Annotated in this window: 17 protein-coding genes and 2 pseudogenes; 9 read left to right on the plus strand and 10 right to left on the minus strand. The window is 71.1% G+C overall.

What is annotated here, in order from left to right; all coding sequences use genetic code 11:
• Positions 1–31: 31 nt before the first annotated feature.
• Together OG946_RS00845 and OG946_RS00850 are read right to left on the minus strand one after the other, a co-directional pair.
• Entirely contained in the window at positions 32–1,243 is a 1,212-nt protein-coding gene (locus OG946_RS00845) for an RNA-guided endonuclease InsQ/TnpB family protein (protein ID WP_326794223.1), read from the minus strand.
• Positions 1,240–1,401: a toxin-antitoxin system HicB family antitoxin gene (locus OG946_RS00850; RefSeq protein ID WP_326794224.1), complete on the minus strand. Its 162-nt coding sequence runs from the start codon at positions 1,399–1,401 to the stop codon at positions 1,240–1,242. The genes OG946_RS00845 and OG946_RS00850 overlap by 4 nt, the downstream gene beginning before the upstream one ends.
• Before the next feature lie 89 nt (positions 1,402–1,490).
• Here OG946_RS00850 and OG946_RS00855 point away from each other — a divergent pair, with 89 nt between their 5' ends.
• The 8 genes and pseudogenes from OG946_RS00855 to OG946_RS00890 form a co-directional block, all read left to right on the plus strand.
• Positions 1,491–2,324: a carbohydrate ABC transporter permease gene (locus OG946_RS00855; RefSeq protein ID WP_326794225.1), complete on the plus strand. Its 834-nt coding sequence runs from the start codon at positions 1,491–1,493 to the stop codon at positions 2,322–2,324.
• A 2-nt stretch (positions 2,325–2,326) separates the two neighbouring features.
• Complete coding sequence (locus OG946_RS00860) at positions 2,327–3,406, plus strand: glycoside hydrolase family 130 protein (protein ID WP_326794226.1); 1,080 nt, start codon at positions 2,327–2,329, stop codon at positions 3,404–3,406.
• 39 nt (positions 3,407–3,445) lie between these two features.
• Positions 3,446–6,370: a polysaccharide lyase family 8 super-sandwich domain-containing protein gene (locus OG946_RS00865; protein ID WP_326794227.1), complete on the plus strand. Its 2,925-nt coding sequence runs from the start codon at positions 3,446–3,448 to the stop codon at positions 6,368–6,370.
• Positions 6,371–6,569: 199 nt separating this feature from the next.
• Complete coding sequence (locus OG946_RS00870; protein ID WP_326794228.1) at positions 6,570–7,703, plus strand: glycoside hydrolase family 43 protein; 1,134 nt, start codon at positions 6,570–6,572, stop codon at positions 7,701–7,703.
• Positions 7,704–8,245: 542 nt separating this feature from the next.
• Positions 8,246–9,457, plus strand: a complete 1,212-nt coding sequence (locus tag OG946_RS00875; RefSeq protein WP_326794229.1) for a sulfatase-like hydrolase/transferase — start codon at positions 8,246–8,248, stop codon at positions 9,455–9,457.
• Positions 9,454–10,860: a sulfatase family protein gene (locus OG946_RS00880; RefSeq protein ID WP_326794230.1), complete on the plus strand. Its 1,407-nt coding sequence runs from the start codon at positions 9,454–9,456 to the stop codon at positions 10,858–10,860. Before OG946_RS00875 ends, OG946_RS00880 begins: the two co-directional genes overlap by 4 nt.
• Before the next feature lie 120 nt (positions 10,861–10,980).
• Positions 10,981–12,555 (plus strand): annotated as a pseudogene (locus OG946_RS35995) (glycoside hydrolase family 78 protein); the annotation flags it as partial.
• Positions 12,556–12,644: 89 nt separating this feature from the next.
• Positions 12,645–13,577: pseudogene (locus OG946_RS00890) on the plus strand (family 78 glycoside hydrolase catalytic domain); the annotation flags it as partial.
• Positions 13,578–13,781: 204 nt separating this feature from the next.
• Here OG946_RS00890 and OG946_RS00895 read toward each other — a convergent pair.
• Positions 13,782–14,528: an SDR family NAD(P)-dependent oxidoreductase gene (locus tag OG946_RS00895; RefSeq protein ID WP_326794231.1), complete on the minus strand. Its 747-nt coding sequence runs from the start codon at positions 14,526–14,528 to the stop codon at positions 13,782–13,784.
• Positions 14,529–14,594: 66 nt separating this feature from the next.
• Here OG946_RS00895 and OG946_RS00900 point away from each other — a divergent pair, with 66 nt between their 5' ends.
• Entirely contained in the window at positions 14,595–15,230 is a 636-nt protein-coding gene (locus tag OG946_RS00900) for a TetR/AcrR family transcriptional regulator (RefSeq protein ID WP_326800105.1), read from the plus strand.
• A 165-nt stretch (positions 15,231–15,395) separates the two neighbouring features.
• Here OG946_RS00900 and OG946_RS00905 read toward each other — a convergent pair whose 3' ends face one another.
• From OG946_RS00905 to OG946_RS00935, 7 genes are all read right to left on the minus strand, one after another.
• Entirely contained in the window at positions 15,396–16,988 is a 1,593-nt protein-coding gene (locus tag OG946_RS00905) for a TROVE domain-containing protein (protein ID WP_326794232.1), read from the minus strand.
• A gap of 639 nt (positions 16,989–17,627) precedes the next feature.
• Positions 17,628–18,704, minus strand: coding sequence for a glycoside hydrolase family 5 protein (locus OG946_RS00910; RefSeq protein ID WP_326794233.1), 1,077 nt, complete (start codon positions 18,702–18,704; stop codon positions 17,628–17,630).
• A gap of 79 nt (positions 18,705–18,783) precedes the next feature.
• A complete protein-coding gene (locus OG946_RS00915; RefSeq protein ID WP_326794234.1) occupies positions 18,784–21,243 on the minus strand; it encodes a beta-glucosidase family protein in 2,460 nt (819 codons plus the stop codon).
• Positions 21,240–22,337, minus strand: a complete 1,098-nt coding sequence (locus tag OG946_RS00920; protein WP_326794235.1) for an ABC transporter ATP-binding protein — start codon at positions 22,335–22,337, stop codon at positions 21,240–21,242. The genes OG946_RS00915 and OG946_RS00920 overlap by 4 nt, the downstream gene beginning before the upstream one ends.
• Positions 22,334–23,470 carry an ABC transporter ATP-binding protein gene (locus OG946_RS00925; RefSeq protein ID WP_326794236.1) on the minus strand — a complete coding sequence of 379 codons (1,137 nt, stop codon included), beginning with the start codon at positions 23,468–23,470 and terminating at the stop codon, positions 22,334–22,336. The genes OG946_RS00920 and OG946_RS00925 overlap by 4 nt, the downstream gene beginning before the upstream one ends.
• Positions 23,471–23,482: 12 nt before the next feature.
• Complete coding sequence (locus tag OG946_RS00930; protein WP_326794237.1) at positions 23,483–24,586, minus strand: ABC transporter permease; 1,104 nt, start codon at positions 24,584–24,586, stop codon at positions 23,483–23,485.
• Between the two features lie 9 nt (positions 24,587–24,595).
• Positions 24,596–25,588 carry an ABC transporter permease gene (locus OG946_RS00935; RefSeq protein ID WP_326794238.1) on the minus strand — a complete coding sequence of 331 codons (993 nt, stop codon included), beginning with the start codon at positions 25,586–25,588 and terminating at the stop codon, positions 24,596–24,598.
• Positions 25,589–25,593: the final 5 nt, after the last annotated feature.

Genomic DNA, 25,593 nt, shown 5'->3' on the forward strand with positions numbered 1-25,593 from the left:
GGCTGAAGCCGCGGGCTTCCTGTGCCGCTGGCTAGGCAGCGACACAGAGGGCCAGCCCGGCCCTGAGGACGTTGAGTGCGCCGACGACGTCGGCGTGCGCGGCATGCCCGCATCTGACGCACTCGAACTTCTCCTGTGTGGTGCGGTTCTCCTTGGCCGTGTGCCCGCACTCGGGGCAGCGGCGGGAGGTGTTGCGGGGGGCCACCGGGATCACGCTCCGTCCGGCGCTTTCAGCCTTGGCGTGCAGGATCGCGAGGAACACCCCCCAACCCGCATCCGCTATCGATCGGTTGAGTCCGGCCTTCGCGCTCGACCCGTTGGGCAGGAACCGACCTGGCCGCCGGGGGTCAGGCCGGGGGGCCGGGCTGGTGACCATGTTCGCGATGTCCAGCCGTTCGTGTGCGATGACGTCGTAGTCACGCACGAGGGCCAGCGCGGCCTTGTGGGCATGGTCGAGGCGCTGGCGCCGCGCCTTCGCGTACAGCTTGGCGACCTTCGCGGTGGCAGCGCGGTGCTTCTTCGTGCGGTCCTTCGCCTTGCGCCGCGTGGGGAAGCCGTCGAGTGCGCGCTGTGCGTCGGCCAGCTTGGCGTTGGCATTGCGGCCGTGGCGGGGGTTGGCGATGTGCTCGCCGTCGCTGGTGGTCAGGAACGAGGCGATGCCCATGTCGATCCCGACCACCGCGCCTGTGGCCAGGATGGGCTTGGCGGGCACGTCATCGCAGGCCAGGACGACGAACCAGCGCTTGCCTTCACGCTTGACCGAGACCGTCTTGACCCGGCCTTCAAGGGGCCGGTGCTGGTGCACGCGGATGTGTCCGATGCCCTGGAGACGCACACGGGTCTGCGGGTCGTGCGGCGTGCTGTTCCAGCGGCATCCGTCACCGTCTTTCGGGAAGGTGACGGTGTCGAAGTGACCGATGCCCTTGAAACGCGGGTAGCCGGCCTTCTGCCCGGCCTTGATACGGCGGAAGAACGCGGCGAACGCCTTGTCCAGCCGCCGCAGGGTGGCCTGCTGAGAGGAGAACGACCAGCGGCCCTGCCGCTGGGGGTCAAAGGCGCGGATCTCCTTGAGCTGCGCCGACTGCTGCCCGTAGCGGACTGTGGTCTTGGAGGTGTGCCGGTAGGCATCCCGGCGTTCCTGAAGCGCGCCGTTGTAGAGGGAGCAGTGGTCAGCAAGCATCGCCCGCAGCAAGGCTTCCTGCCCGGTGGTGGGGCGCAGCAGGAACTTGTACGCCCGCTTCACCGCTCACGCCGCTTCTCCACACGCAAGCCTTCGGCGAGGAGAACGCACGCGGCTGCGTTGATCGAGATGCCCATGCGCTGCGCGTGGGCCTCGATCTGCCGCTTCAAATCGGGCGGCACGCGCAGGTTCAGCGACTCCCGACGATCACCTCTCGCCACAACCAAAATGCTACCACTTCACAACCCTGAAGGGAGGAAGCGCGGATTCCCCCTCACCTGAAGGCGAGGGTCCCCTCCGTGCAAATCTGATGGCCCGTTCGCTGCGCCTGCTGCGTTACGGCGCGCTCGGTCTGGGCGCCGTCGCCGCGCTGCTGCCGTTCTACTACATGCTCATCGGCGCGCTGCAGAAGAAGCGCGACACCAGCCTGGGCGGGCTGGTGCCCGACCCGTCCAACCTGACCCTGGCCAACCTCTCCGGAATCGACGACTCCTTCAGCCTCACCACCGCCCTGCTCAACTCCCTCATCATGACCGCCGGGGTCGTGGCCTGCACCCTGGTCTTCGGGCTCCTCGCCGGATACGCGCTGGCGATCCTGCACTTCCGCGGTCGCGGCCTGGTCTTCGCCCTGGTGCTGCTGGTGCAGGCGATCCCGTTCCAGTTGCTGATGATCCCGCTCTACGTGATGGTGGTGCGCTACTTCCACCTGGCCGACAGCTACGCCGGGATGATCCTTCCGTTCGCCATCAACTCCGTCGCCGTGCTCATCTTCCGCCAGTACTTCCTGCAGATACCGCGGGAGATATTCGACGCGGCCCGCATGGACGGCGCCGGCGAACTGCGCATCCTGCGCTCGGTCGCGGTGCCGCTCGTACGGCCGGCGATCCTCACCGCGATGCTGGTGACCTTCATCGGCCCGTGGAACGAGTTCCTGTGGCCTTTCCTGATCACCAAGAACCCGGACATGCAGCCCCTCGCGGTGAGTCTGGCGAACTTCTCCCAGGCCAACTCCACCTTCCAGGCCAACCCCATGGGCGCCGTGCTGGCCGGCGCGTGCGTCCTGGCGGTCCCGGCCGTGGTGCTGTTCCTGCTCTTTCAGCGCCACTTCACCTCCGCCAACCTCGGCTCCGCGATCAAAGGGTAGGTATGACCCAGCTCAACGCCGAAACCGCACTCCCCTACGCCCTGAAGCGCGTCGGCGTACTCATGACCGCCGACCCGGCCGACCCGCTGGAGGCCGAAGGCGTCCTCAACCCCGCCACCGCCTGGGGGCCCGACGGCCACCTCTACCTGTTTCCGCGGATCGTCTCGGCCGGCAACGTCTCCCGCATCGCCCGGGCCCGGGTGGTGATCGAAGACGGCGTCCCGGTCGGCGTCGAACGCCAGGGCGTGGTCCTGGCCCCGGACGAGGGCTTCGAGCGCGGCGCGCACAACGCCGGCGTGGAGGACCCGCGCATCACCTTCCTCCCGGACCTCGGCGTGCACGTGATGACCTACGTCGCCTACGGGCCCCTCGGCCCCCGTCCGGCCCTGGCCGTCTCCGACGACACCGTCCACTGGCGGCGCCTGGGTCCGCTGCACTTCGCGTACCGGCCGGGCCTGTCCACCGACCTGAACTTCTTCCCCAACAAGGACCTGGTGTTCTTCCCCGAGGTGCTGCCCGGACCGAACGGGCGGCCCTGCTTCGCCATGCTGCACCGGCCGATGTGGGAACTGGACTGGCTGCGGCCCGGCGAAGGCGCCCCAGTCCCGGCCGGGGTCACCGACCCCCGGCCGTCCATCTGGATCGCCTACGCGGACGCCGACGCGGTCCGCGCCGACCTGTCCGCGCTGACCTCGCTGACCCATGCCGCGCCGGTCGTGGGCCCCCAGATGCCGTTCGAGGAGGCCAAGATCGGAGCCGGGCCGCCGCCGCTGCGCGTGCCCGAGGGCTGGCTGCTCATCCACCACGGCGTCACCGGGCCGGTCGCCAAGGGCTTCGAACTGAGCCACGGCTCCGTCTACCGGGCCGGCGGCATCCTGCTCGACGCCCTCGATCCGTCCCGGGTGCTGGCACGCAGCCCGCAGCCGTGGCTGTCCCCGCAGACCCGGGAGGAGACCGAGGGCACCCTCAGCAACGTCGTCTTCCCCACCGCCATCGAGGAGATCGAAGGCATCCCGTACGTCTTCTACGGGATGGCCGACAGCTCCATCGGCGTCGCAGCACTCGAGCGCACGGTCCCGTAATCCCCGTCCCGCCCCCACCTCGCAGAGAGGAGTCTCGTCGTGACCGTTTCACGCCGAGTCTTTCTGGGTTCCTCAAGCGCGGCACTCGCCGCGCTGATCACGACCGGCGGTCCGCTGGGCCGCGTACCGTCGGCGTTCGCCGACACCACCGGCGACCTCGCGGACATCCGCTCGACCCTGCTCGGGATCTACCTCGAACACGACTGGCTCGACGACGGCACCACCGCCCGGGTGGAATGGACGTACCAGAGCCAGGCCACGAGCTACCTGTCCGCCCAGCGGGCCGACGGCTCGTGGAGCGACGTGGACTACTCCGCCACCAACAGCGCCGCCAACGGGGCGGCGTGGTCGCCGTACCGGGCGCTGGACCGCATGCAGGCCATGGCCGCCGCGTACGCCAATCCGGCCGGACCGCACCACCGCGACCCCGCACTGCTGGCCGGCGTGCAGAAGGGCGTCGAGCACTGGTTCCAGGCCAAGCCGACCAACGTCAACTGGTGGGAGCGAGGCATCGGCATCCAGCTCCGTCTGGGGCGTATCGGCCTGCTCCTGCACGGACAGCTCGACGCCGCCCGCACCGCGGACATCGTCGGCGTCCTCCAGAGCAGTTCGTCGGGCACGGGCCAGAACGCCGTCTGGTACGCGCAGAACGTCATCTTCCGCGGCCTGCTGACGCCTGACCCCGCCCTCGTCGCCTCCGGACGCGACGCCATGGCCCGCGCGATCCTCCTCAACACGGGCGACGGCATCCAGAGCGACCTCAGCTACCACCAGCACGGAGACCAGCTCTACTCGGCCGGGTACGGCCGCAGCATGCTCACCGACGTCGCGCAGTGGCTGTACGTCCTGCGACGCACCTCCTACGCCTTCTCGCCCGCGTCGGTCTACGACTACACGAGCTGGGTCCTGGACGGGACCCGCTGGATGATCAACGGGGACCACGCCGAGTTCAACGTCTTCCTCAACCCCGCCCCGCGGTACCGCAGCAACGCCGAGCGCACCCTCGAATCCCTCCGGCGGATGGACGACGTACTGCCCGGCCAGGCCGGCCACTTCGACCGGCTGCGGCGCAACATCGCCCTCCAGAGCAGCGACACGGGGCTGAGGGGCCACAAGTACTTCTGGCGCTCGGACTTCGCTGCCCACAAGCGCCCCGGCTGGGGCGTGACCGTCAAGATGGTCTCCGCGCGCACCATCGGCTCCGAGTGGCGCTCCTCCAACCCGCGAAAGCTGAACTACCTGTACTGGGTCCCCTTCGGCACCACGTTCATCGCCCGCAGGGGAGACGAGTACCGCAACCTGTTCCCCGTGTGGGACTGGTCCCGCCTGCCCGGATGCACCAACCCCGCGGTCGTGGTCCCCCTGGACGCGAGCAACCCCTACCGGCAGTCGACCACCTTCGTCGGCGGCGTGGACAACGGGCTCTACGGCGCCGCGGCCCTGGACATGGACAAGTACGGCACCACCGCCCGCAAGGGCTACTTCTGCTTCGACGACGAGTTCGTCGCACTCGGCGCAGGCATCACCTCCACCGACCCGAACCCCGTCGTGACCACGCTCAACCAGACACGCCGGGTGGGCAGCGTCGTCGCCGCCGGAAGCACCGTCGAGCCGGGCGCCACCCGTACCCGTACCGGAACGTGGGCCTACCACGACGGCACCGGATACGCCTTCTTCGAGCCGGTCGCCATGACCGTCAAGAACGAGACCGTCACCGGGGCCTGGGCCGACATCGCCACCGGCCAGGACCCCACCCCCGTCACCGAGGACGTGTTCGGCCTCTGGCTCGACCACGGCGTGGAGCCGAGCGACGCGACCTACGCCTACGTCGTCCGGCCCGGGGTCAATCAGGGCCAGGCCGTGGCGTACGCGCAGCACCTGCCCGTGCGGGTGCTCGCCAACACCCCGTCCCTGCAAGGCGTACGCCACGACGGCCTGGGCATCTCCCAGCTCCTCTTCTACTCCCCCGGCACCGCCGAAGTCCGCAAGGGGGTGACCCTCGCCGTCGACGAGCCCTGCACGGTCATCCTCGACGAGTCGGGGCCCGGCGCGCCCGTCATCACCGTCTCCGCCCCGCAGGCACCCGGCGTCACCGTCGCCGTCACCCTCACCCGGTTCGGAAAGGTCACCCGCCGGACCGCCACCCTCCCCGACGGCGACCGCCAGGGAGCGGGAGTCACCCTCGGCGCAACGGCGAACAACGTGGCCCTGCGCCGCCCGGTGCTCACCTCCTCCGAAGAGGACACCTCCGTCGGGGCCCACTTCCTGACCGACGGCAATCCCCGTACCCGCTGGGGTTCGGCGCCTTCGGACGACGAATGGGCGATGGTCGACCTGCTGACGCCGCAGTTCGCCGACGCGGTGACGCTGCACTGGGACACGGCCTATGCGCAGGCGTACGCCGTCGAGGTCTCCCCCGACGGGGAGACCTGGCGGACCGTCCACTCGACCACCGCCGGAACGGGCGGCACCCGGACCCTGGCCATCACCCCCCAGCCGGTGCGGTTCGTCCGCCTGAACCTCACCAAGCGGTACACCGGGCGTGGCTTCTCGCTACGGGGCCTGGAGGTGCACGCGGCTCCGGACCTGGCACGCGGCAAGCCCGCCACCGCCTCCTCCACTCGGGTCGCCGAACTGGCCCCGGCCAACGCCACGGACGGGCAGGACACCACCCGCTGGGGATCCGACTACTCGGACCCGCAGTGGCTGAGCATCGACCTGGGGGCCACGACGGCCATCGGCACCGTGAAACTCCACTGGGAGACGGCCAGCGCCAAGAGCTACCGGCTCCAGGTCTCGGACGACGGCGGCGACTGGACCGACGTCCACTCCACGACCAGCGGACCGGGCGGGGTGGAGACGATCCCCGTCTCCACCGACGCACGATACGTCCGCATGTACGGGACGCAGCGCAACACCCAGTACGGGTACTCGCTGTTCTCGTTCGAGGTGCACGGACGTTAACCCGACATCCCCGCGCCGGCTCCGAAGGGGAACGAGCGCCACCCTGCGCGGACACGCCGCGGCGGGGTGGCGCCGTTCAGCCCTTGCGCACCGCAGCCTGCCCGCGGTGCCACGGCTCCGTTCCTTGACAGGTTTCCCCCGCCGCTGTGACAGTTGAGAGCGCTCTCCATGTGAGTCATGTACACGCCAGGAGGACCTGATGCGCCCTTCCCGTTGGCTCGCCGGTGCCGTCCCGTTAGGGCTGATCGGCGTACTCGCTCTCGGACAAGCCGCCACCGCCGCCAGGCCCGGCGACGGACCCACCGGCCCATCAGCTCAGGAGGCAGCGACGGCAGCGACGGCGGATCCGCCTTCCACGCTCGGCAGTGCTCTGGTCGGCGGCGCCGACCCCAGCGTCATCAAGGTGGGCAGCCTCTACGTCTCCGCCAAATCGGTGGACGGCGGGATCGCGGTGCGGACGGCGTCCACGCCGGAGGCCGTGGCCACCGCCCCCAAGCATCAGGTGTGGCAGGACACCGCGAATCTGGGCGAGGTCTGGGCGCCGGAGATCGTCCATCACGACGGCCAGTACCGCATCTACTTCGCCGCCGGCCGCGGTGCGGCCCACCGGATGTACCACATCGGCTCCCCGAACCCGACATCCGGATACTCCGCGGCCGTGAAGGTGGCCCTGCCCGGCGACAAGTGGGCCATTGACGGAGTGCCCTTCACCTTCGGCGGGCAGCGCTGGTTCGTGTGGTCGGGCTGGTCCGGCGACACCAACGTCGAACAGAACCTCTACGTCGCCCGGATGAGCAGCCCCACCGCCTCCACCGGCGGCCGCTACATCATCTCGCAGCCGCGTGAGCCGTGGGAGCGCGTCGTCGGCAACCCGTACATCAACGAAGCGCCCCAGCCGATCGTCGACCCCAGTGGCCAGTTGCATGTCGTCTACTCCGCGAACGGCAGTTGGAGCGACAAGTACTGCATCGCCGACCTGCGGCTGAGGGCCGGCGGCGATCCCACCTACGTCTGGGACTGGTACAAGAGCAACGGCTGCCTGTTCGGCTCGCACGCGCCGTCCATGATGTCCGGCTGGACAACGACGGTGAACGTCAACGGCCCCGGCCACCACACGTTCATCCTTCCGCAGGGCGACGTCAACGCCGGCCCGCCATCCGGCAATCGTTTCCCCACGATGTTCCATGCGGTGGCCAAGGGCACCCCTTACACGTGGGCCAACCGCTTCTGGTACTCCGGGACGGCGGTCTGGTGGAGCAACACCACGTACCGGCGCGCCAACGTCCCCGGAAGTACGACCAACGTGGGCTACAGCCTGAAGTTCTTCGAGTAGGCAGGACGGCGGCTCTGCCTCGCTGCCCCGGTGCGCGACCGCGCGCGTGGCGGGGATGCGGGGCAGAGCCTCGTGCCGTGGCCCCGGTGCACGGCCTTGCTACCAGGATTCGGTGGACGGGGAGCCGCCGGTGGACGGCGCTCCCGGGGTCTCGGCGCGGTCGTCGTTCCGCGTCGGTGTGGGAACACCGCTGGGGACCTCCGACGGAGGTGCGGACGGCGTGGGCGACGCCGGTGGGCTACTGGGCGGCGGGGTGGCGGGCCTGGAACGGTCCTCGGCGCCCAGACCGGGCAGGCCGGCCGCGAGGCTGACGGCAAGGCCGACCACCGCCAGCGCGCCGCCGGCGGTGGCCACGGCGCGACGGCGGCGGATACGGCGCCCGGTGACCGGAAGGGACCGGCCACCGGGGACGGGGAAAGCGAGGTCTCGCTACTTTCGCCTCACAGTGGAGAAAGTTCGCTCTCCTGCCACCAAAGGTGTTGGCTGCCTGATGAAACTATTCTATGGTCGGCATGTTCCTGTCACAGGAGGGAGGCGGGGTCATGGCGCCACCGAACGTTGTCGTGGTTCTGGCGGACGACCTGGGCATCGGTGATCTCGGCCCTTACGGCTCGGGCCTCATCCGTACGCCCGCGATGACCCGGCTCGCGGCCAACGGCGTTGCCTGCGAGGCGATGTACGCCGCCGCCTCGACCGACACGCCGTCGCGCGCCGGCTTGCTCACCGGGCGCTACGGGGCACGCTACGGCCTGCCCGCCTCCACCATCCCCGGCACCGACGCCGGCCTGCCGCCGGACGCGGTCACCGTCGCGAAGCTGCTCGGGAGCGCGGGCTACGCCACCGGGCTGTTCGGTCAGTGGCGGCTCGGCGCACAGCCCGGCCGGCACCCGCTCGATCATGGCTTCGACCGCTTCGACGGCACCCTGTACGGCACCGATGTCATGCCGCTGGCCTGGCACGAGGGGCGGAAGGCCGTCGTCGACGACGCGGACCCGGCGCTCGCCGCGCGCCGACTCACCGACGCCGCCCTCGACTTCATCGACGACCACCGCGACGGCCCGTTCCTCGCCGTCCTCTCCCACCTCGGGCCGCACGCCCCCTACCGGGTCGAGCCCCGCTTCCACGGCGCGTCGGCCGCCGGTGCCTACGGCGACCTGGTCGAGCAACTCGACCACTACCTCGGCGTACTCCTGCGTCACCTCGACCGCAGGAGCCTGACCCGCCGCACGCTGGTGATAGTCACCAGCGACAACGGCCCGCGTTACGAGGGGCACAACCAGCAGCGGCGCGGCCGCAAACCCGAGGTCTTCGACGGCGGCGTCCGCGTCCCGTTCCTCGCCTCCTGGCCATCCGTCACCAGCCGCACCCGCGACCGGACGCCGCGCTCGTTGCTGGACCTGACGCCGTCGCTGTGCGCGCTCGCCGAGGTGGACCCGCCGGACGGCCTCGACGGCGAGGACATGTCCGCGCTGCTGTCCGGCCGTCCCTCCCCCGGCCGGGGACCGGTCTACCTCTTCTTCAACGAGTGGCTGAACGCCGTGCGCAGCGACCGCTGGAAGCTGCACGTCGCGTTCGGCGCCAACAGGACCGCGTACATGCCGCAGTTGTTCGATGTCACGGCCGACGTCCGCGAGGCGTACAACCTGGCCGCGCTCCACCCCGGTGTCGTGGAGCGGCTGCGCGGGCCGTTGGAGGAACTGCGCGACGACGTCGCCGCCGAGGCTGCGGCGCGGAAGGAGACGACGACCGTATGAGCGTCCAACCCGGCGAAGCCACTTCTCCTACGGCATCCGCCTCCCGACGGACGGTCCTCAAAGGCTCCGGCGCCATGGGCCTGGCCGCCGTCGCCGGCGTCACCACCGCCGTCCCCGCCCGCGGCGAGGGGGCCGCCGCGCCGAACGTCGTGATCGTCTACTGCGACGACCTCGGCTACGGCGACCCCGGTTGCTACGGCTCGCCGCTCGTGGACACGCCCGTCATCGACGGCATGGCGCGCCGCGGTATGCGTTTCACCGACTTCTACGCCGGCGCTCCCACCTGCACCCCGTCCCGCGCCTCGCTGCTGACCGGCTGCTACGCGCCGCGCGTGAACCTCGCGAACGTGCTCTTCCCCGACCACACCAACGGGCTGTCGTCGCGGGAGACGACACTCGCCACGTATCTCAAGGGCGCGGGCTACGCGACAGCGCACATCGGCAAGTGGCACCTCGGCAACCCCGCCGTCGACCCCGCACTGCACCCCATGGAGCACGGCTTCGACCGCTACTTCGGTCTGCCGTACTCCAACGACATGGCGCCGCTGCCGCTCTACGACGACCGCGAAATCGTCGAACAGCCGCCGGACCAGGCGAGCCTGACACGGCGTTACACGGAGGAGACGGTCTCCTTCATCCGCGCCCATGCCGACCGGCCGTTCTTCGTCTACCTCGCCATCACGCAGCCGCACGAGCCCCTCGCCTCGGAGTTCGCGGGCCGCTCGGCGGCGGGCCCGCACGGCGACTCGGTGGAGGAGATCGACCACTACGTGGGCGTGCTGCTGGATGAGCTCGACGCCCTCGGCGTCCGCGAGAACACCTGCGTGATCTTCACCAGCGACAACGGGCCGTGGTACGTCGGCAGCGCCGGGGACCTGTACGGCCGCAAGGCCGAGACGTACGAGGGCGGCCAGCGCGTGCCGTTCGTGGTCGAGTGGCCCGCCGTGGTGCCGGCCGGGGTCACCTACCGCCGGCCCACCTCCCTCGTGGACATTCTCCCGACCCTCCTCGAGGCAGCGGGCGTGGAGCCCGACCCGGAGCGCACCATCGACGGCCGCAGCATCCTGCATGCCCTGACCACCGGCCGCGGGGTGGACCGCGGCGACCTCTTCTACTACGACGACCAGCGGACACCGTCCGTCGGCAACTGCAACGCCGTGCGGCGCGGCGACTGGAAGCTGCACGTGGGCCGCGTGCCCGGACCGTACTTCACAGGCCGCGCCTTCTCCCCCACCGAGGAACTGCCGCAGCTCTTCAACCTCGCCCGCGATCCCGGGGAGTGCTACGACCTCTCCCGGCACTACCCCGAACTCGTCACGACGCTCACAGCCCGCATCGAGGAGTTCGACGCCGCCCTACGGGCGGACCACGCCGAACGCTACGGCGCCCCTCGCCCTCTTTGAATCGTTCAATTCTGCGGTCGGACACGCGTCTCTCGGATTCCCCTGTGCCGACGATTGTCTCCAGTTCCTTCCACCGCTAGCCTCCGGCGCGATACTTGAATCGTATCAACGGAGGTTCTGATGCCGGCGGATCCGCGCAGCTTCCTCAGCCGCCGCCATGCCGTCGGGGCGGTCGGAGCCGGTGCCGCGGGGCTCGCGCTCCCCGCGCAGGCCGCCGGTGCCGGTGCCGCGGGCCGGGACTCCACCGCGCGAGGCTCGCGGGCGGTGGCCGGCCTGCAGGTCAACTCGGTGACAGAGCCGCTGGGCATCGAAAGCGCGCCGGTGTTCAGCTGGGTTCCGCAGGTGGGCAGGCAGTCCGCGTACGAGATCGAGGCCGGCACCGCGCCGGGCCGCGCCGACATGTGGCGCAGCGGCAGGGTTTCGGGCCCGCAGAGCACCGCTGTGCCCTACGAGGGCGGTGAACTGGCCTCTGGACGTCCGTACTTCTGGCGGGTCCGCGCATGGGACGAACGGGGCAGGGCAACCGGCTGGAGCGAACCGGCGCGTTGGGAGACCGGTCTCCTGGACGGCGAGCGGGGCTGGGCGGGGGCGCGGTGGATCGGCGGTCGCGAGCCGCAGGACCACGACTGGCGGGATCTGACGGAGACCATCGTGTTCCGCGGCGGTGACGACCCCGCGGCGGGGCTGGCGCTGCTGTTCCGCGCCGAGCCGGTGGGCAAGACCTGGGGTGAGGCGCTGAGCTGGGTGCTCCGGCAGCAGAACGGCCGCATCCGGCTCCAGATGACCACCCTGCACTACGCGGGCAACACCTGGGTCGACGACGGCACGTCGGAGCCGGACTGGGGCGTGGACCACTACGATCCGCAGAGCGAGACCAACCCCACCGCGACCGGCGTGCGCTCGGTGCCCGTCGCCACCGTCGACGTCCCGGAGAGCACGGGTCTGACGCCCGGCAGTTGGGCGGATCGGGACCACACCGTGGTCCTCACCGCGCACGGCACCACCGTGACCACGTCGGTGAACGGTGTCCGCGTCGACTCCCGCACCCTCCACGGAGACCAGATCCGCAGGCACGGCTCGATCGGCTTCGGCTCCGGCAGCTCCGCCGTCGTACGCACCGTACGCGTCGAGGGGACCGGCGCGCCCCGCTTCGACGTGGACCTCACCACGGGGGCGAACCCCTTCGAGAGCGGCGTCGGCACGTCCGCCGGGCTGACCTTCGTGGCCAAGAACGCCATGCTGCCGATCGCCAACCCGGCCCCCCTGCTCCGCACGGCGCAGCCGCTGCCGCACGGCGAGGTCGCCCGGGCCCGGCTGTACCTCAGCGCCGCGGGGAACGTCGTCTTCACCGTCAACGGCGAGCCGCTCACCACCGACGGCCGGCAGCCCGCCGCGGACCTGTCCAACGTGCCCCGCCTGCTGACCGACCACAGCACCTACGACAGGACCGTGCTCTACGACACCTTCGACGTCACCCGCCTCGTCCGCCCGGGTGTTGAGAATGTGCTGGCCGCCGAGCTGGGCCGCGGCTGGTACGGCGTGACCACCCCGCAGGAGTGGTACTGGCACATGGCGCCGTACGCGGGAGCACCGCGGATGCGGGCCGCGCTGGTGGTGACATACGCGAACGGCGCCACCACGACGGTGGTCACCGACGGGTCGTGGAAGACCGCCGACGGCCCGACGACCTTCGACTCCGTCTACTCCGGCGAGAAGTACGACGCCCGACTCGCCGCCGGGCTCGGCGACTGGCGGCGTGGATCCGGCCTGCGCACGGGCGGCCGGTGGGCGCCGGCCACGGTGCTCGTCGAGCCGGGCAGTTGCCAGGACCCCGCCCCGGAGCACCACGGACCGCTGCCCGCCGCCACCGTCCCGGACGGCTTCTCCCCGGCGCGGATAAGGGTCCACGAGGCCGAGCCGGTCGTCGTCGGCCAGACCCTCCGCCCGGTCTCGATGCGGCGCAGCGCGCCCGGTTCCGACGCCTGGATCCTCGACTTCGGGCAGATCGTCACCGGCTTCCCGGTGCTGTCGCTGACCGGCGTGCCGCGCGCGTCCGCGGGCGTCACGCTGCGCATGTCCGGCGCCAATCAGGTCTCCGGCGACGGCACGCCGGACGCCCGCTCACGCCGGTCGAGGAGAACTACTTCCACGACGCCAACCTGCAGACGAACTACTACACGCTCGGCCCGGCGGCACACCAGACCTGGGAGCCGCAGTTCAGCCACCGGGGGTTTCGCTACCTGGAGGTACGCAACCTCGACGCGGCCCTGGGCCGCGCGGTCGACCCGCGCCGCGACTCCCGGCTGTTCCACGTGCACGTCGCCCGCTCCGGCTTCGCCCGCACCGGCACCTTCACCACGGACAACGCCCTGCTCAACCGCATCCAGCGCAACCTGGAGTGGGCCGAGCAGAACAACCTCGTCCAGAAACCCACCGACACGCCCTCGCGGGAGAAGAACGGCTGGACCGGCGACACCATGGCCAGCTCCGAGTCGGAGTCACTCACCTGGGACGTCAACGCCGCCTTCACCAAGTACCTGCGCGGCTTCCCCGACGGCCAGATCTCCACCGGCCAGCTCCCCATGATCCTGCCGGCGGTCAAGGGCGGCTACGGCTACGACCACACGCCCGGCTGGAACCTCACCTGGAAGGCCGTCCCCGCCTGGGACTCCGCCTACTTCGTCATGCCGCGCGAGCTGCACACGTACTACGGCAACCGCTCCCTGTACAGCGAGCTGTACGAGCACCAGGACGCGCTGCTGACGTACTACGAGACGCTGTTCACGCCGGAAAGCAACTACCGCTTCCGGGCCGCGCTCGGTGCGTACTCCGGCGCCGAGGCGTCGGACTCGGGTGACCCTGGCGCTTGCGAGCCGGTCACAGCGAGTTTCCGAATTCGACGAAGACTTCGCGCGGTGGGGCTATGCGCCGTATCCGCCATCGATCCTCAGTACTGCGCCGGTGACGTAGGAGGCCTGCGGGCTGGCGAGGAAGACGACGCCTGCGGCGATCTCCTCCGGCCTGCCGTACCGCCCCATCGCGGTGGTCGGAAGGAACACAGGCGCGGCCGGGCTGTCGGCGGGGTTCATCTCGGTGTCGACGAACCCGGACTGGATGACGTTGACCGTGATGCCCCGGTGGGCCAGATCGCGGGCTGCGCCCCGGCTGTATCCCTCAAGGGCCGACTTGGTGCCGGCGTAGTCGGTCATCCCGGGGAAGCCCACCCGTGTTCCCACACCCGAGCTGATACTGACGATCCGCCCGCCATCGGGCAGCAGCGGGAACGCCGCCCGGATCGCGGCCACCACGCTGGTGTAGTTGACGGCGAGCTGGCGGTCGAAGGCAGACTCGTCGGCGAGCTCGCTGTCGATCGGGCCGGCGACGGTGACGCCCGCGTTGTTGACCAGAATGTCCAGCTTCCCGAACTGCTCGACCACGCGCCGGATCAGGCCCGCCGCCTGCGCCGCGTCCGCCTGGTCGGCCTGGAAGGCTGCCGCGCGCACCCCCTTTGCCTCCAGGTCGGCGACCACGGCCTTGGCCTGATCCGCCGAGGACGAGTAGCTGATCGCGACATCGGCACCCTCGTCAGCCAGCGCCAGCGCCGACGCCGCCCCGATCCCCCGCGACCCGCCGGTCACGATCGCCACCTTGTCGTCCAGCTTTCCCATGCGCTTCCCACTTCTCTAGGTGCAACGTGCCACGGGTTCTTGACCGTGCGGTCCACCATAAGCATGATGGACCGCACGGTCAAGAACCCGTATGCTGTTCACATGGCACGTCCGCGATCGTTCGACGAGAAGCAGGTGCTGAACGCCGTCCGTGATCAGTTCTGGGACGCCGGTTACGCCGCGACCTCACTGGAAGACCTGATGCGGGTCAGCGGCCTGGGCAAAGGCAGCCTGTATGCCGCGTTCGGCGACAAGCGTCAGCTCTTCCTCCGGGCGCTGCACAGCTACACCGACGAAAACCATGGCCATCTGCGGAAGGCCCTCGCCGAGACTCCACGGGCCCTGGACGCCCTGCGCATGCTCCTAGAGGCACCGATCGACGACCCGACCGGCGCCGGCACACGGCGTGGCTGCCTGATGGCCAACAGCACCTGCGAACTCGGCAACGCCGATCCGGAAGTCCTCGACCACGCCCACCGCACGTACGAGACGTCCACCGCGCTGATCGGCGACTGCGTCGCCCGCGCCCAACGCGAGGGCGACCTGCCGGCCGGAGCGGATCCGATCGCACTCGCGCGGGCCCTCCTGGCCGCGCAACAAGGGATCGTGTTCATGAGCCGGACCGGGATGGACACGGCCACGCTCACTGCCACGGCACGATCGCTCGCGGCTCAACTCCTGCCGGACCACTCCGGCGACTGAACCGACAGTCGTGGACGGGCGACTGACCAGATCCACACGTCCCAACTGGGCACCTCGGCGGCGTGGGCGCCACCGACGAGTTCACGCTGTCCATGGCCCCCCACCTGCGCGGCATAGCACCGAGCCCCCGCCGCCCGGAGGCGGCGGGGAACTCGGCGGGTGCGGTCAGTTCTCCCAGGGCCAGTCGGTGGTGCGGTTCCGGCTGAGGAGGCTGATCATGCGGAACAGGGCGTCGCTGAAGCCACCGATCTCGTACCGGTGCGGCCGGGCGGTGTCGATCGACGCCTTGCCGTAGCCGGTGGTGTTGACGCCGAACATCGGCACCCCGGCCGGGATCGCGTCCGACACCGACGTCCCCCGGCCCAGGCCCCGGCCCGGGTACGCGAACGCCTGCATGTCCGAGACGATCACGACGCGGTCGTGGCCGTCGTACGTCCTGCGCAGCGCGGCGACGGTCTCCGTGCCGTGCCCGACCTCGCCGATGCGCTTGCAGAACTCCTCCGCCTGCCGCAGCACGCTGCCGCCCCTTGTCAGCGGGTGCCGGAACACGCCGTCGGCGAAGCCCACCAGGTCGACGTCGCAGCCCCGGGCGGCGAGCGCGGTGCCGAACAGCGCGCCGATGTCGACGTGCCGCACCTGGCTCTTCGCCGACACCCGGTACAGCATGGACGCGGAGGTGTCGACGAGGACGAGGGTGCGTCCCGGCAGGGCCGGGATGTTCGCCGTCGACGCCGACAGCGCCTGCTCCAGGGCGTGGCCCCAGCGCAGCGACGGCGCCGCCCGGTACGCGGACAGGAACCGGTACGGGAACTGCCGCGAGCGGCGCACCTGCTCCGGGTCCGACAGCCGCGCGGTCACCTGCGCGGCGACCTCGTCGGGCACGCCGGCCTCGTCGAAGTTCCGCAGGTTGCGGCAGAGCGCCATCAGACCCATGTGCGGGATGATCGCCGTCCACGCCGCAGCGTCCATCGGCCCGAGAGACGACAGCTCCTCCCAGGTCATGCCCGCCGCCCTCAGCCGGTCGGGGTCCGCGAGGAACCACGCCCGGCGCTCGGCCCGCGGCCTGGCCGTCGCGGCCCGGTGCGCAGTGAGCACGGGCAGGCGCTCGGTGACGCGCACCGTGTCCCGCTTCCAGCGGCGGTCGGCGAGGTAGTCGAACAGGTCGGCCTGCCACGGCGCCGCCGGAGTGGGCTTGGCCAGGGTCACGACGTCGGCCATGCGCCACTGCGCGTTCGCCCCGTCGTACTTCAGGGCGGCCCGCTCGGTGAACAGCCGCGCGGCGGCGTCGCCGATACCGCGCTGCACGCCGCCGGGCAGCGTCGCCTTGCCGGTGCGCTGCTTCCAGTAGGCGGTGAACTCGGCCGGCTCGTCGGCGCGGAGCATCGCGGAGGCGACCATCTTCCGCACCGGGACGGTCGGTTCGCGGTCGGTGCCGCCGCGGCGGGCGAGCGCGGACTCCGCGGCCATCACGATCGCCGCCGAGCGCATGTTCATCTGACCTCGCAGGTACGGCACGAAGGCGGCGACCCAGTCCGGGTCCTGCTTCGTCGCGGCATGCACGAGGTCGCGGAACCGCCGGTCGCGCTCCCCCGCGCCCTCGTAGAAGGCGCCCTCACCGACTATGTTGACCGCGGCGAAAAGGAAGAGGTCGCTCTTGGCGTCCCGGGTGAAGCCGGCGCCGCCTTCGAAGGTGTCGGTCGTGCCGGTCGTGGTCACCGGCGAGCCGGGGCCGGCGCGCGCGGAGGTGAACTTGCCCATAGCGGTCCCCCAAGGCTGGAGAAAGGGTTCCGGGCCGACGGACAGAACTGCAAAAAGGCACCGCGAGTACCAGTCGCGTGAGCTACGTGGCGCTCTGGCCGCTGAGCTACGCCGGCCCGAAGCCGACGACGGGATTCGAACCCGCGACCTCTCCATTAAAAGTGGAAGTAGGCCCACACTGCGCTTCGCGGTGCCTTTTTGCAGTTGTCGGCCCGGCCGCAAAGCGACCGGCAGTCGGGGGCGGCAACTGGACACGGGAGACCGGCGAGTACCGGACGTGCGAAGCACAGGTGCTCTGCCGTTGAGCTACACCCGCGGTCAGGCGGGCGACAGGATTCGAACCTGCAACCTCCTCGTTCTCGAAACGAAGTATCTCCGCACTGCGCTTCGCCGGTCACCCGTATCCAGTTGTCTAAATCCCCGAAGGGTGCTGCGAGTACCAGTCGCCCGGGGAATTCGTTCTCCGGTGAAAGGGAAGTAGCCCCGGGCTTCGCTTCGCGGCGGACTCAACCGTAACAGCGGGCGGCGGAAAGGGCCCTGGGTTTTTTCGGCGGTCGCTTCCCGGCGGACGGCCCGGCCGCGGGGCCTTCCGCGGGCGGGCTCCGCCGCCGTCGAGGGCGGCGGAGCCTGTGTGCCGGGTCAGCCGTGCGCGGGCTGGTCGGCGGTCTTCTTGTCGGCCAGCCACTGCTTGATGAACTGGCCCTGGTGCTCACCGCCGAGCAGGTTCCAGTCGTGGTCGTACATCATGGGCTTCCAGTAGTTGCTGTAGGCCCACGCGACCCAACTGATCTCCGGGCGTGCGTCCAGGTACTGGCGCAGCGGCGTGCCCCAGCCCGAGGTGGTGCCCTTGGTGACCGGGTCGGACCAGGGGCCCTCCGGGTTCCAGCCGAACTCGGTGAGGATCACCGGGATCTTCTTCGCGGCGTTGCCGAACTTCGCGTCGAGGTTGGCGGCGGTCGCCGCGCCCTGGTTGGGGTAGAGGTGGTAGACGTACGCGATGTTCCCGCCGCTGATGGGATCGGCGGCGGCCTGGTTGACGCGGGTGCTCCACTGCGGGCCGCCCATGAGGATGAGGTTCTTCGGGGCGGCGGCGCGGACCTTGTTCACGACGGGCTGGATGTAGCTCTTCCAGGTCGCCCAGGAGTCGGGGTTGATGGGCTCGTTGTAGACCTCGAAGATGACGTTCGGGATGTCCTTGTACTTCGGTGCGACGTACGACCAGAAGTCCAGGACGCGCTGTTGCGGCATGCCGCTCGTGCCGCCGTAGTCCTGCACCTTGTGCAGGTCCACGATGATGTAGACACCGCGGGCGACGGCCTGCTGGACGTACGGGTCGATGTGCTGGCGGAAGTTCTCCTCCAGGCTGAGTGAGTCGTTGGGTGCCCATTCGGTGACGGGCAGCCGGATCACCTTGGAGTGCCAGCCCAGGGCGGGGTCGGTGGCCCGGTTGATGAGCTCCGCCATCGGCTTGGGGTTGCAGGCGCTGCACTCGTTGTTGTGGCGCGGCCCGATCATCGACACGCCGCGCAGCGTGACGGGGTTGCCCGCCGCGTCCTTGATGCGGTTGCCCTCGGTCTTCAGCCACGGCACGGCCGCCTCGGGTGCGGCGCCTTCGGGTGCCGGCCCGGCGGTGGCCTGTCCCGGGGCGATGACGGTGACGAGCACCGCCACCGCGGCGAGCAGGGCGAGCAGGAGCTTTCGTGCTTTTCTGTGCATGCGGCTCTCCTGGGAACGAAGATTCGGTGGGGGGTGGTGCCGATGCGGTTGCGGTCCTCCTCTCCGGTGCGGGGTGGTCTCAGTGGATCCGTACGGTCTGGGTGACCGCGAGATCCGCCGAGCTGAAGCCGAGGTGCACCTGGTAGCCGCCCGGTTCGGTGTGCCAGGCGCCGTCCCAGTGCTGGAACGCACGGGCCGGGATCCGCAGGTCGGCGGTGGCGGTCTGCCGCGGGCCGGCCGTCACGGTCGCGTACCCGGCGAGCCAGCGCACCGGCCGGTCGACGGCGCCGGCGGGGCGGGACAGGTACGCCTGGACCACTTGCTTGCCGCGGCGCTCTCCGGTGTTGCGCAGGCCGACGGTGAGCAGCAGATCCTCCCCGGCGGCGAGTTCGCCGGGGATCTCGGCCGTCGGCGGGGCCCAGGTGGTGTATCCGAGGCCGTGTCCGAAGGGGTACGCGGGCTCGGCGCCGGACTCCAGCCAGGCGCGGTAGCCGATCCGGATGCCCTCGTCGTACGGGAGCCGCCCCGCCGCCGGCGTGGTGGACAGCACGGGCACGTCCGCCTCGTCCGCCGGCCAGGTCGTGGGCAGCCGCCCGCCGGGCTCCACCGCGCCGATCAGCACGTCGGCGAGCGCGTGCCCGAACTCCTGGCCGCCGAACCAGGTGAGCAGCACGGCGGCGACGTCGTCCCGCCACGGCAGCAGCACCGGCGCGCCCGCGTTCACGGCGACCACGGTGCGGGGGTTGGCCGCCGCGACCGCGCGGACCAGGTCGTCCTGCCGGCCGGGGAGGGCCAGGGTGGTGCGGTCGAAGCCCTCGCTCTCCACCTCGGGTCCGGTGCCGACGACGACGAGGGCGGCGTCGGCGTCGCGTGCCGCCGTGGCCGCCGCGGCGATCTCGGCGTCGGGTGCGCCGGTGTCGAGGTCGAGCCCGGCAAGGAGGGTGACGCCGGAGTCCGGGCCCTGCCGCGGCGGCAGGTCGAGGCGGACGGCGATGTCCACCGGCTCGCCGGCGGCGAGTTCGACGGGCACGCTCGCGTGCGGCGGTGAGACGAGACCGCCGCCGAACTCCTCGCCGGTGTGGACGAGTTCTTCCCGCAGGAGTTCGGTGCCGTCGACCAGTAGCCGGAGGGCTCCGGCGCCCGCGACCCCGATCCGTACCGGGCCGGAGCGCACCGGCAGATAGCGCGTGGTGACCTCGACGGTCGCGGTGTGGGCGAGCCGGGCCGAGCCCAGGCGGGCCAGGTTGGCGTCGCGCCGGTGCTCGTCGAGGACCACGGTGCCGTCGGCGCCTCGGCACACCAGGCGCACGCCCGGCCGGCCGCTGACCGGATCGGTGAGGTCACTGCCCGCGAAGGGGGCGATGCCGCGCTGGGCGAGGGCGCCGAGGTGCCAGTCGACGCGGGTGCCGGGCAGCGCGGCCCGTAGGTCCTCCAGCGGCGAGACGGCCCGGTCGGGCTCGACGGTGGCGCTGCCGCCGCCCTGGGTGCGGGGCAGGAAGCCGAGGTGCCCGATGACGGCCACGGAGCGCAGGCCGCTCGCCGACCAGGGCAGCTCACCGCTGTTACGTACGAGCACGGTGCCGGCGGCGGCCACCTCCCGCGCGAGCGCGGGCCCGTCCTCCCCGGCCGGCGGCACGGCGACGGCCGGCGCGAAGCCCTCCAGCGCACCCACCCGGACCGCGAGACGTAGGATCCGCAGCACCTTCTCGTCGACTGCCTCCTCCGGCACCCGGCCGTCCCGCACGGCCGCGGTCAGCTTGCCGCCCCACGGTCCTTCGGGTCCTGGCATCACCAGGTCCTGGCGCGCCAGCGCCGCGGGCTCGGTGCTGCGGACGGCCCACCAGTCGGAGACCACGACGCCGTCGAAGCCCCACTCGCCGCACAGCGGCTCGGCGAGCAGCGTGTGCTCGCTCATCCTGGTGCCGTTGACGGAGTTGTAGGCGGACATCACCATCCAGGGCCGCTCGCCGGCCACGGTGTCCTCGAAGGCGGCGAGGTACAGCTCGCGCAGGGCGCGTTCGCCGATGCGGTTGTCGACGGTGAGGCGGTCGGTCTCCGCGTCGTTGGCGACGTAGTGCTTGGGTGTGGCGCCGACGCCGCCGTCCTGGACCCCGCGGACGAACGCGGCGGCGAGCTGGGAGGTGAGCAGCGGGTCCTCGGAGTACGCCTCGAAGTGCCGGCCGCCCAGGGGGCTGCGGTGCAGGTTGATGGTGGGGCCGAGGACGACGTCGACGCCCATGCGGCGGGCCTCGCAGGCGATGATGGCGCCGTAGCGGTAGGCGATCCGGGGGTCCCAGGAGGCGGCCAGGGCGGTGGCGGAGGGCAGGTTGAGCGCCGTGAAACGGCCGTCCCAGCTCTCGCCGCGCACCCCGCTGGGTCCGTCGGACAGGACGATCCGGCGCAGGCCGACGGCGGGCTCGGCGTGCAGGGCCCAGTTGTCGGCGCCGGTGAGCAGCCGTACCTTCTGCTCCAGGGTGAGCTTGCCGACGAGGCCCCGCAGTGCTGCGGTGGTGGGCTCCGTGGCGGTCCTGTCGGTCATGCGGTCGCTCCAGGGGTTTCGTGGACTCCGGTCAGCGTGAGTTCGCCGGCGAGGTGGCAGGCGACCCGGTGTCCCGTGTCGGCGCCGCCGGTGGCAGGGACCGGCCCGGGCGGCTTTTCCGGGACGTCGCAGAGGCCGGGGCGGGCGAAGCGGCAGCGGGTGTGGAACGAGCAGCCCGCCGGCGGGTGCGCCGGGTCGGGCAGGTCGTCGGAGAGCCGGATACGGCGGGCGCTGCCGCGCAGCCGCGGGTCCGGGCGGGGCACCGCGGACAGCAGCGCCTCGGTGTAGGGGTGACGGGGGCGGGCGTACAGCTCGTCCGTCTCGGCCAGTTCGACGATCCTGCCGAGGTACATCACGGCGACCCGGTCGCACACGCTCTCCACCACCGACAGGTCGTGGGAGATGAACAGGTAGGTCAGCGCGAACTCGTCCTGGAGGTCGCGCAGCAGGTTCAGGATCTGGGCGCGGACGGACACGTCGAGCGCGGAGACCGGCTCGTCGGCGACGACCAGCTTCGGGTCCACGATCAGCGCGCGGGCGATGCTGACGCGCTGCCGCTCGCCGCCGGAGAAGGCGTGCGGGTAGCGGTGCAGGTACTTGGGCGACAGCCCGACGCGGGTGAGCATGGCCGCCACCCGGTCCTCCAGCTCGGCCCCGGTGGCGATGCCGTACGAGCGCAGCGGCTCACCGACGATCTGCAGCAGCGTCATCCGGGGGTTGAGCGAGGAGAACGGGTCCTGGAAGACGACCCGGACCTGCCGCTGGTACGCACGCAGCCCGCGGCCGGACAGGGCGGCGACGTCCACCGGCTCCGCCGCCGCCTCCGGCCGGTAGGAGATCCGGCCCGAGGTGGGCTGGAGGATACGGGCGACGCTGCGGCCCAGGGTGGTCTTCCCGCAGCCCGACTCCCCCACCAGGCCGAGGGTTTCACCGGGCCGGACGGAGAGGTCGACGCCGTCGACGGCGCGGACGTGGCCGACGGTGCGGCCGAGGAAGCCGCGCTTGACGGGGAAATGCGTACGCAGGCCGCGGACTTCGAGGACCGGGGCCGTGCGTGCGGCCGCGGCGGTGTCCGGGAGCACGGTGTCGGTCATGCCCGGGCTCCTTCGGCCGTGGCCGCCGCGGGGACGGCCGGCGGCGGGTCGCCGTGCAGCACGCAGCGGACCCTGCGGTCCTCGGACAGCGCCGTCTCGGGCGGCTCCGCCGTGTCGCAGACCCCGGCGACCGCGCTCGCGCAGCGCGGGTGGAACGGGCAGCCGGCGGGGCGCTCCGAGGGGTGCGGCACGTTGCCGCGGATGGAGGCCAGCCGCTGCCGGGCACCGGCGCCCATGCGGGGTACGGAGCCGAGGAGGGCCCGGGTGTAGGGGTGTGCGGGGTCGTGGAAGATGGCGTCCACGGGGCCCTGCTCGACCACCGTGCCGAGGTACATCACCACCACCTCGTCCGCGATCTCGGCGACCACACCGAGGTCGTGGGTGATGAAGAGGACCGACATGCCGGAGTCCGACTGTATCTCGGTCAGCAGGTCCAGGATCCGGGCCTGGGTGGTGACGTCCAGCGCGGTGGTCGGCTCGTCGGCGATGAGCAACTCGGGGTCGCAGGAGAGCGCGATGGCGATCATCACGCGCTGGCACATGCCGCCGGAGAGCTGGAAGGAGTACGCGTCCATGCGCCGCTCGGCGCCGGGGATGCCCACCCGCTCCAGCAGTTGCACGGCCCGCGCGCGGGCCGCCTCCCGGCTCAGCGGCAGGTGCAGCCGGATGGCCTCGACGAGCTGGTCACCGACGGTGTACATGGGCGACAGGGCGGCCATCGGTTCCTGGAAGACCATCGCGATCCGGCCGCCGCGGACGGCGCGGATCTCCTCGCCCCGCGGGTCGAGCGCGGCCAGGTCGACGGACCGGGCCTGCGCGGTGTCCGCGGCGCCCTCGGCCGCAGCGCCGTCCGCGGGGCCTTCGCCGTCTGCGGCGGCTTCGGAGTCCGCGGCCCCATCGGCGTAGAAGCGGATCGAGCCGCCGACGATCCGGCCCGGCTCCTCGACCAGGCCGAGTACGGAGCGCGCGGTCACGCTCTTGCCGCAGCCCGACTCCCCCACGACGCAGACGATCCTGCCGCGCGGAACGGTGAAGCTCACCCCGTCCACGGCGCGGACGGTGCCCTCCTGGGTGTCGAAGTGCGTCTTCAGGTCGCTGATGTCGAGCAACGGGGGGTCCGGTTCAGGGGCCATCGTCTCGTTCCGTCACTTCCTGTAGGGGTCCGCGGCGTCGCGCAACCCGTCGCCGGCGAAGTTGAGGGCCAGTACCGCGGTGACGACGGCGAGGCCGGGGAGCATCAGCCACGGGGCGGAGGAGAGCACGCGGATGTTCTGCGCGTCCTGCAGCAGCACGCCCCAGCTCACGACGGGCGCCTGGAGGCCCAGGCCGAGGAAGCTCAGCGCGGTCTCGGCCAGGATCATCGCCGGGATGGACAGCGAGAGCTGGGCGATGAGGTGGCTGCTGGTGGACGGCAGCAGGTGCCGGAAGATCACCCGGCGGCGGGTGCAGCCGTCCAGGCGGGCCGCGGTGACGAACTCCTCCTGGCGCAGGGCGAGGAAGCGGCCGCGTACCTCCCGGGCCAGATGGGTCCACCCGATCATGGCCAGCACCACCGTGATGGCGAAGTACCGCCGCAGCGGCCCCCAGTCGGGCGGCAGGGCCGCCGCCAGACCCAGCCACAGGGGCAGATGGGGCAGGGACATGAAGAACTCGACGAGCCGCTGGATCGCGGTGTCGGCTCTGCCGCCCAGGTAGCCGGAGATCCCGCCGAGCGTCACGCCGAGGAGGAACGCCACCACGACGCCCACCAGTCCGATGGTCATCGACACCCGGGTGCCGTGGATGAGTTCGGAGAGCAGGTCGTGCCCGTTGCGGTCGGCGCCCAGCAGGAACATCGCGGCGCCGGGCTCCTTGGGGCCGATGAGGTGGCGGTCCCAGGGGATGAGGCCGAAGAGGTGGTATTCGTCGCCCTTGACGAAGAAGCCGATGGGGACTTCCGCCGACGGGTCGGTGGTGAAGGTCTGCTCGTACGTCTCGTCGTCCACGGTCGTCGTGTAGCCGTCGACGTGCAGGCCGCCGCTGAACTGGACCGTCTGCGGCGGGGCGTACGGGTAGTCGTCGTTGAGGTAGTCCGTGCCGTAGGGCGCCAGGAACTCCGCGAACAGCGCGACGAAGTAGAAGGCGAGGGTGACGATCAGGCCGGCCATGGCGAGCTTGTGCCTGCGGAACCGGCGCCAGATGAGCCGCCACTGGGAGGCGCCGTGCCTGGCCGGTTCTGCGGACGGCGCGGGCCGGGTGCGTATGCGCATGGTCGTCCCTCATCCCTGGGCCAGCCGGACCCGTGGGTCCAGCCAGGCCAGCAGTACGTCGGAGAGCAGGGTGCCGATCACGGTCAGCAGGCTGACGATGAGAATGATGGAGCTGGCCAGGTACATGTCCTGGCTGCGCAGCGCGCCCAGCAGCAGCGGCCCGGTGGTGGGCAGCGACAGCACCTGGGAGACGATGACCTCGCCCGACACCAGCGCCGGTAGCACGTAGCCGACGTTGGAGACGAACGGGTTGAGCGCGACCCGCAGCGGATACTTCAGGACCAGCCTGCGCTCCGGCATGCCGCGCGCCCGGGCGGCGACGACGTACGGCTTGCGCAGCTCGTCCAGCAGGTTGGCGCGCAGCACCCGCACCAGGCCGGCGGTGCCCGCCGCTCCCAGCACCAGCACGGGCACCCACAGGTGGCTGAGGAGGTCGAGGAACTTGCCCAGGTTCCAGGCCGCGTCCTCGTACTCGGGCGAGTAGAGCCCCCCGACGCTCATCCCGAAGACGCTGTGGCCCAGGTACATCAGGACCAGCGCGATCATGAAGTTGGGGATGGCGAGGCCCAGGAACCCGACCGTGGTGGCCACGTAGTCGCCGACCGAGTACTGCCGCACCGCCGAGTACAGGCCGACGGGGAACGCCAGCAGCCAGGTCGCCAGGAGGGTCGAGACCGCGAGGACGACGGTGAGCGGCAGCCGGTCCATGACCAGGCTGGACACGGACTTCCCGTACTCGAAGGACTCCCCGAAGTCGCCGTGCAGCACGATCGCGGAGACCCACTTCCAGTACTGTTCGTACACCGGCTCGCCCAGCCCGTAGCGCTCGCGCAGCGCGGACATCTGCGCCTCGTCCATCCGCTCGCCCTGGTTCTCCAGCCGGGCGGCGAGGGTGGTCAGGAAGTCACCCGGGGGCAACTGGATGATGGCGAAGGCCACCACGGAGATCCCGAAGAGCGTGGGGATCATGTAGAGGCACCGACGTGCCAGGTAGCTCAACACTGCTC

This window comes from Streptomyces sp. NBC_01808 (assembly GCF_035917395.1).
GTDB lineage: Bacteria > Actinomycetota > Actinomycetes > Streptomycetales > Streptomycetaceae > Streptomyces.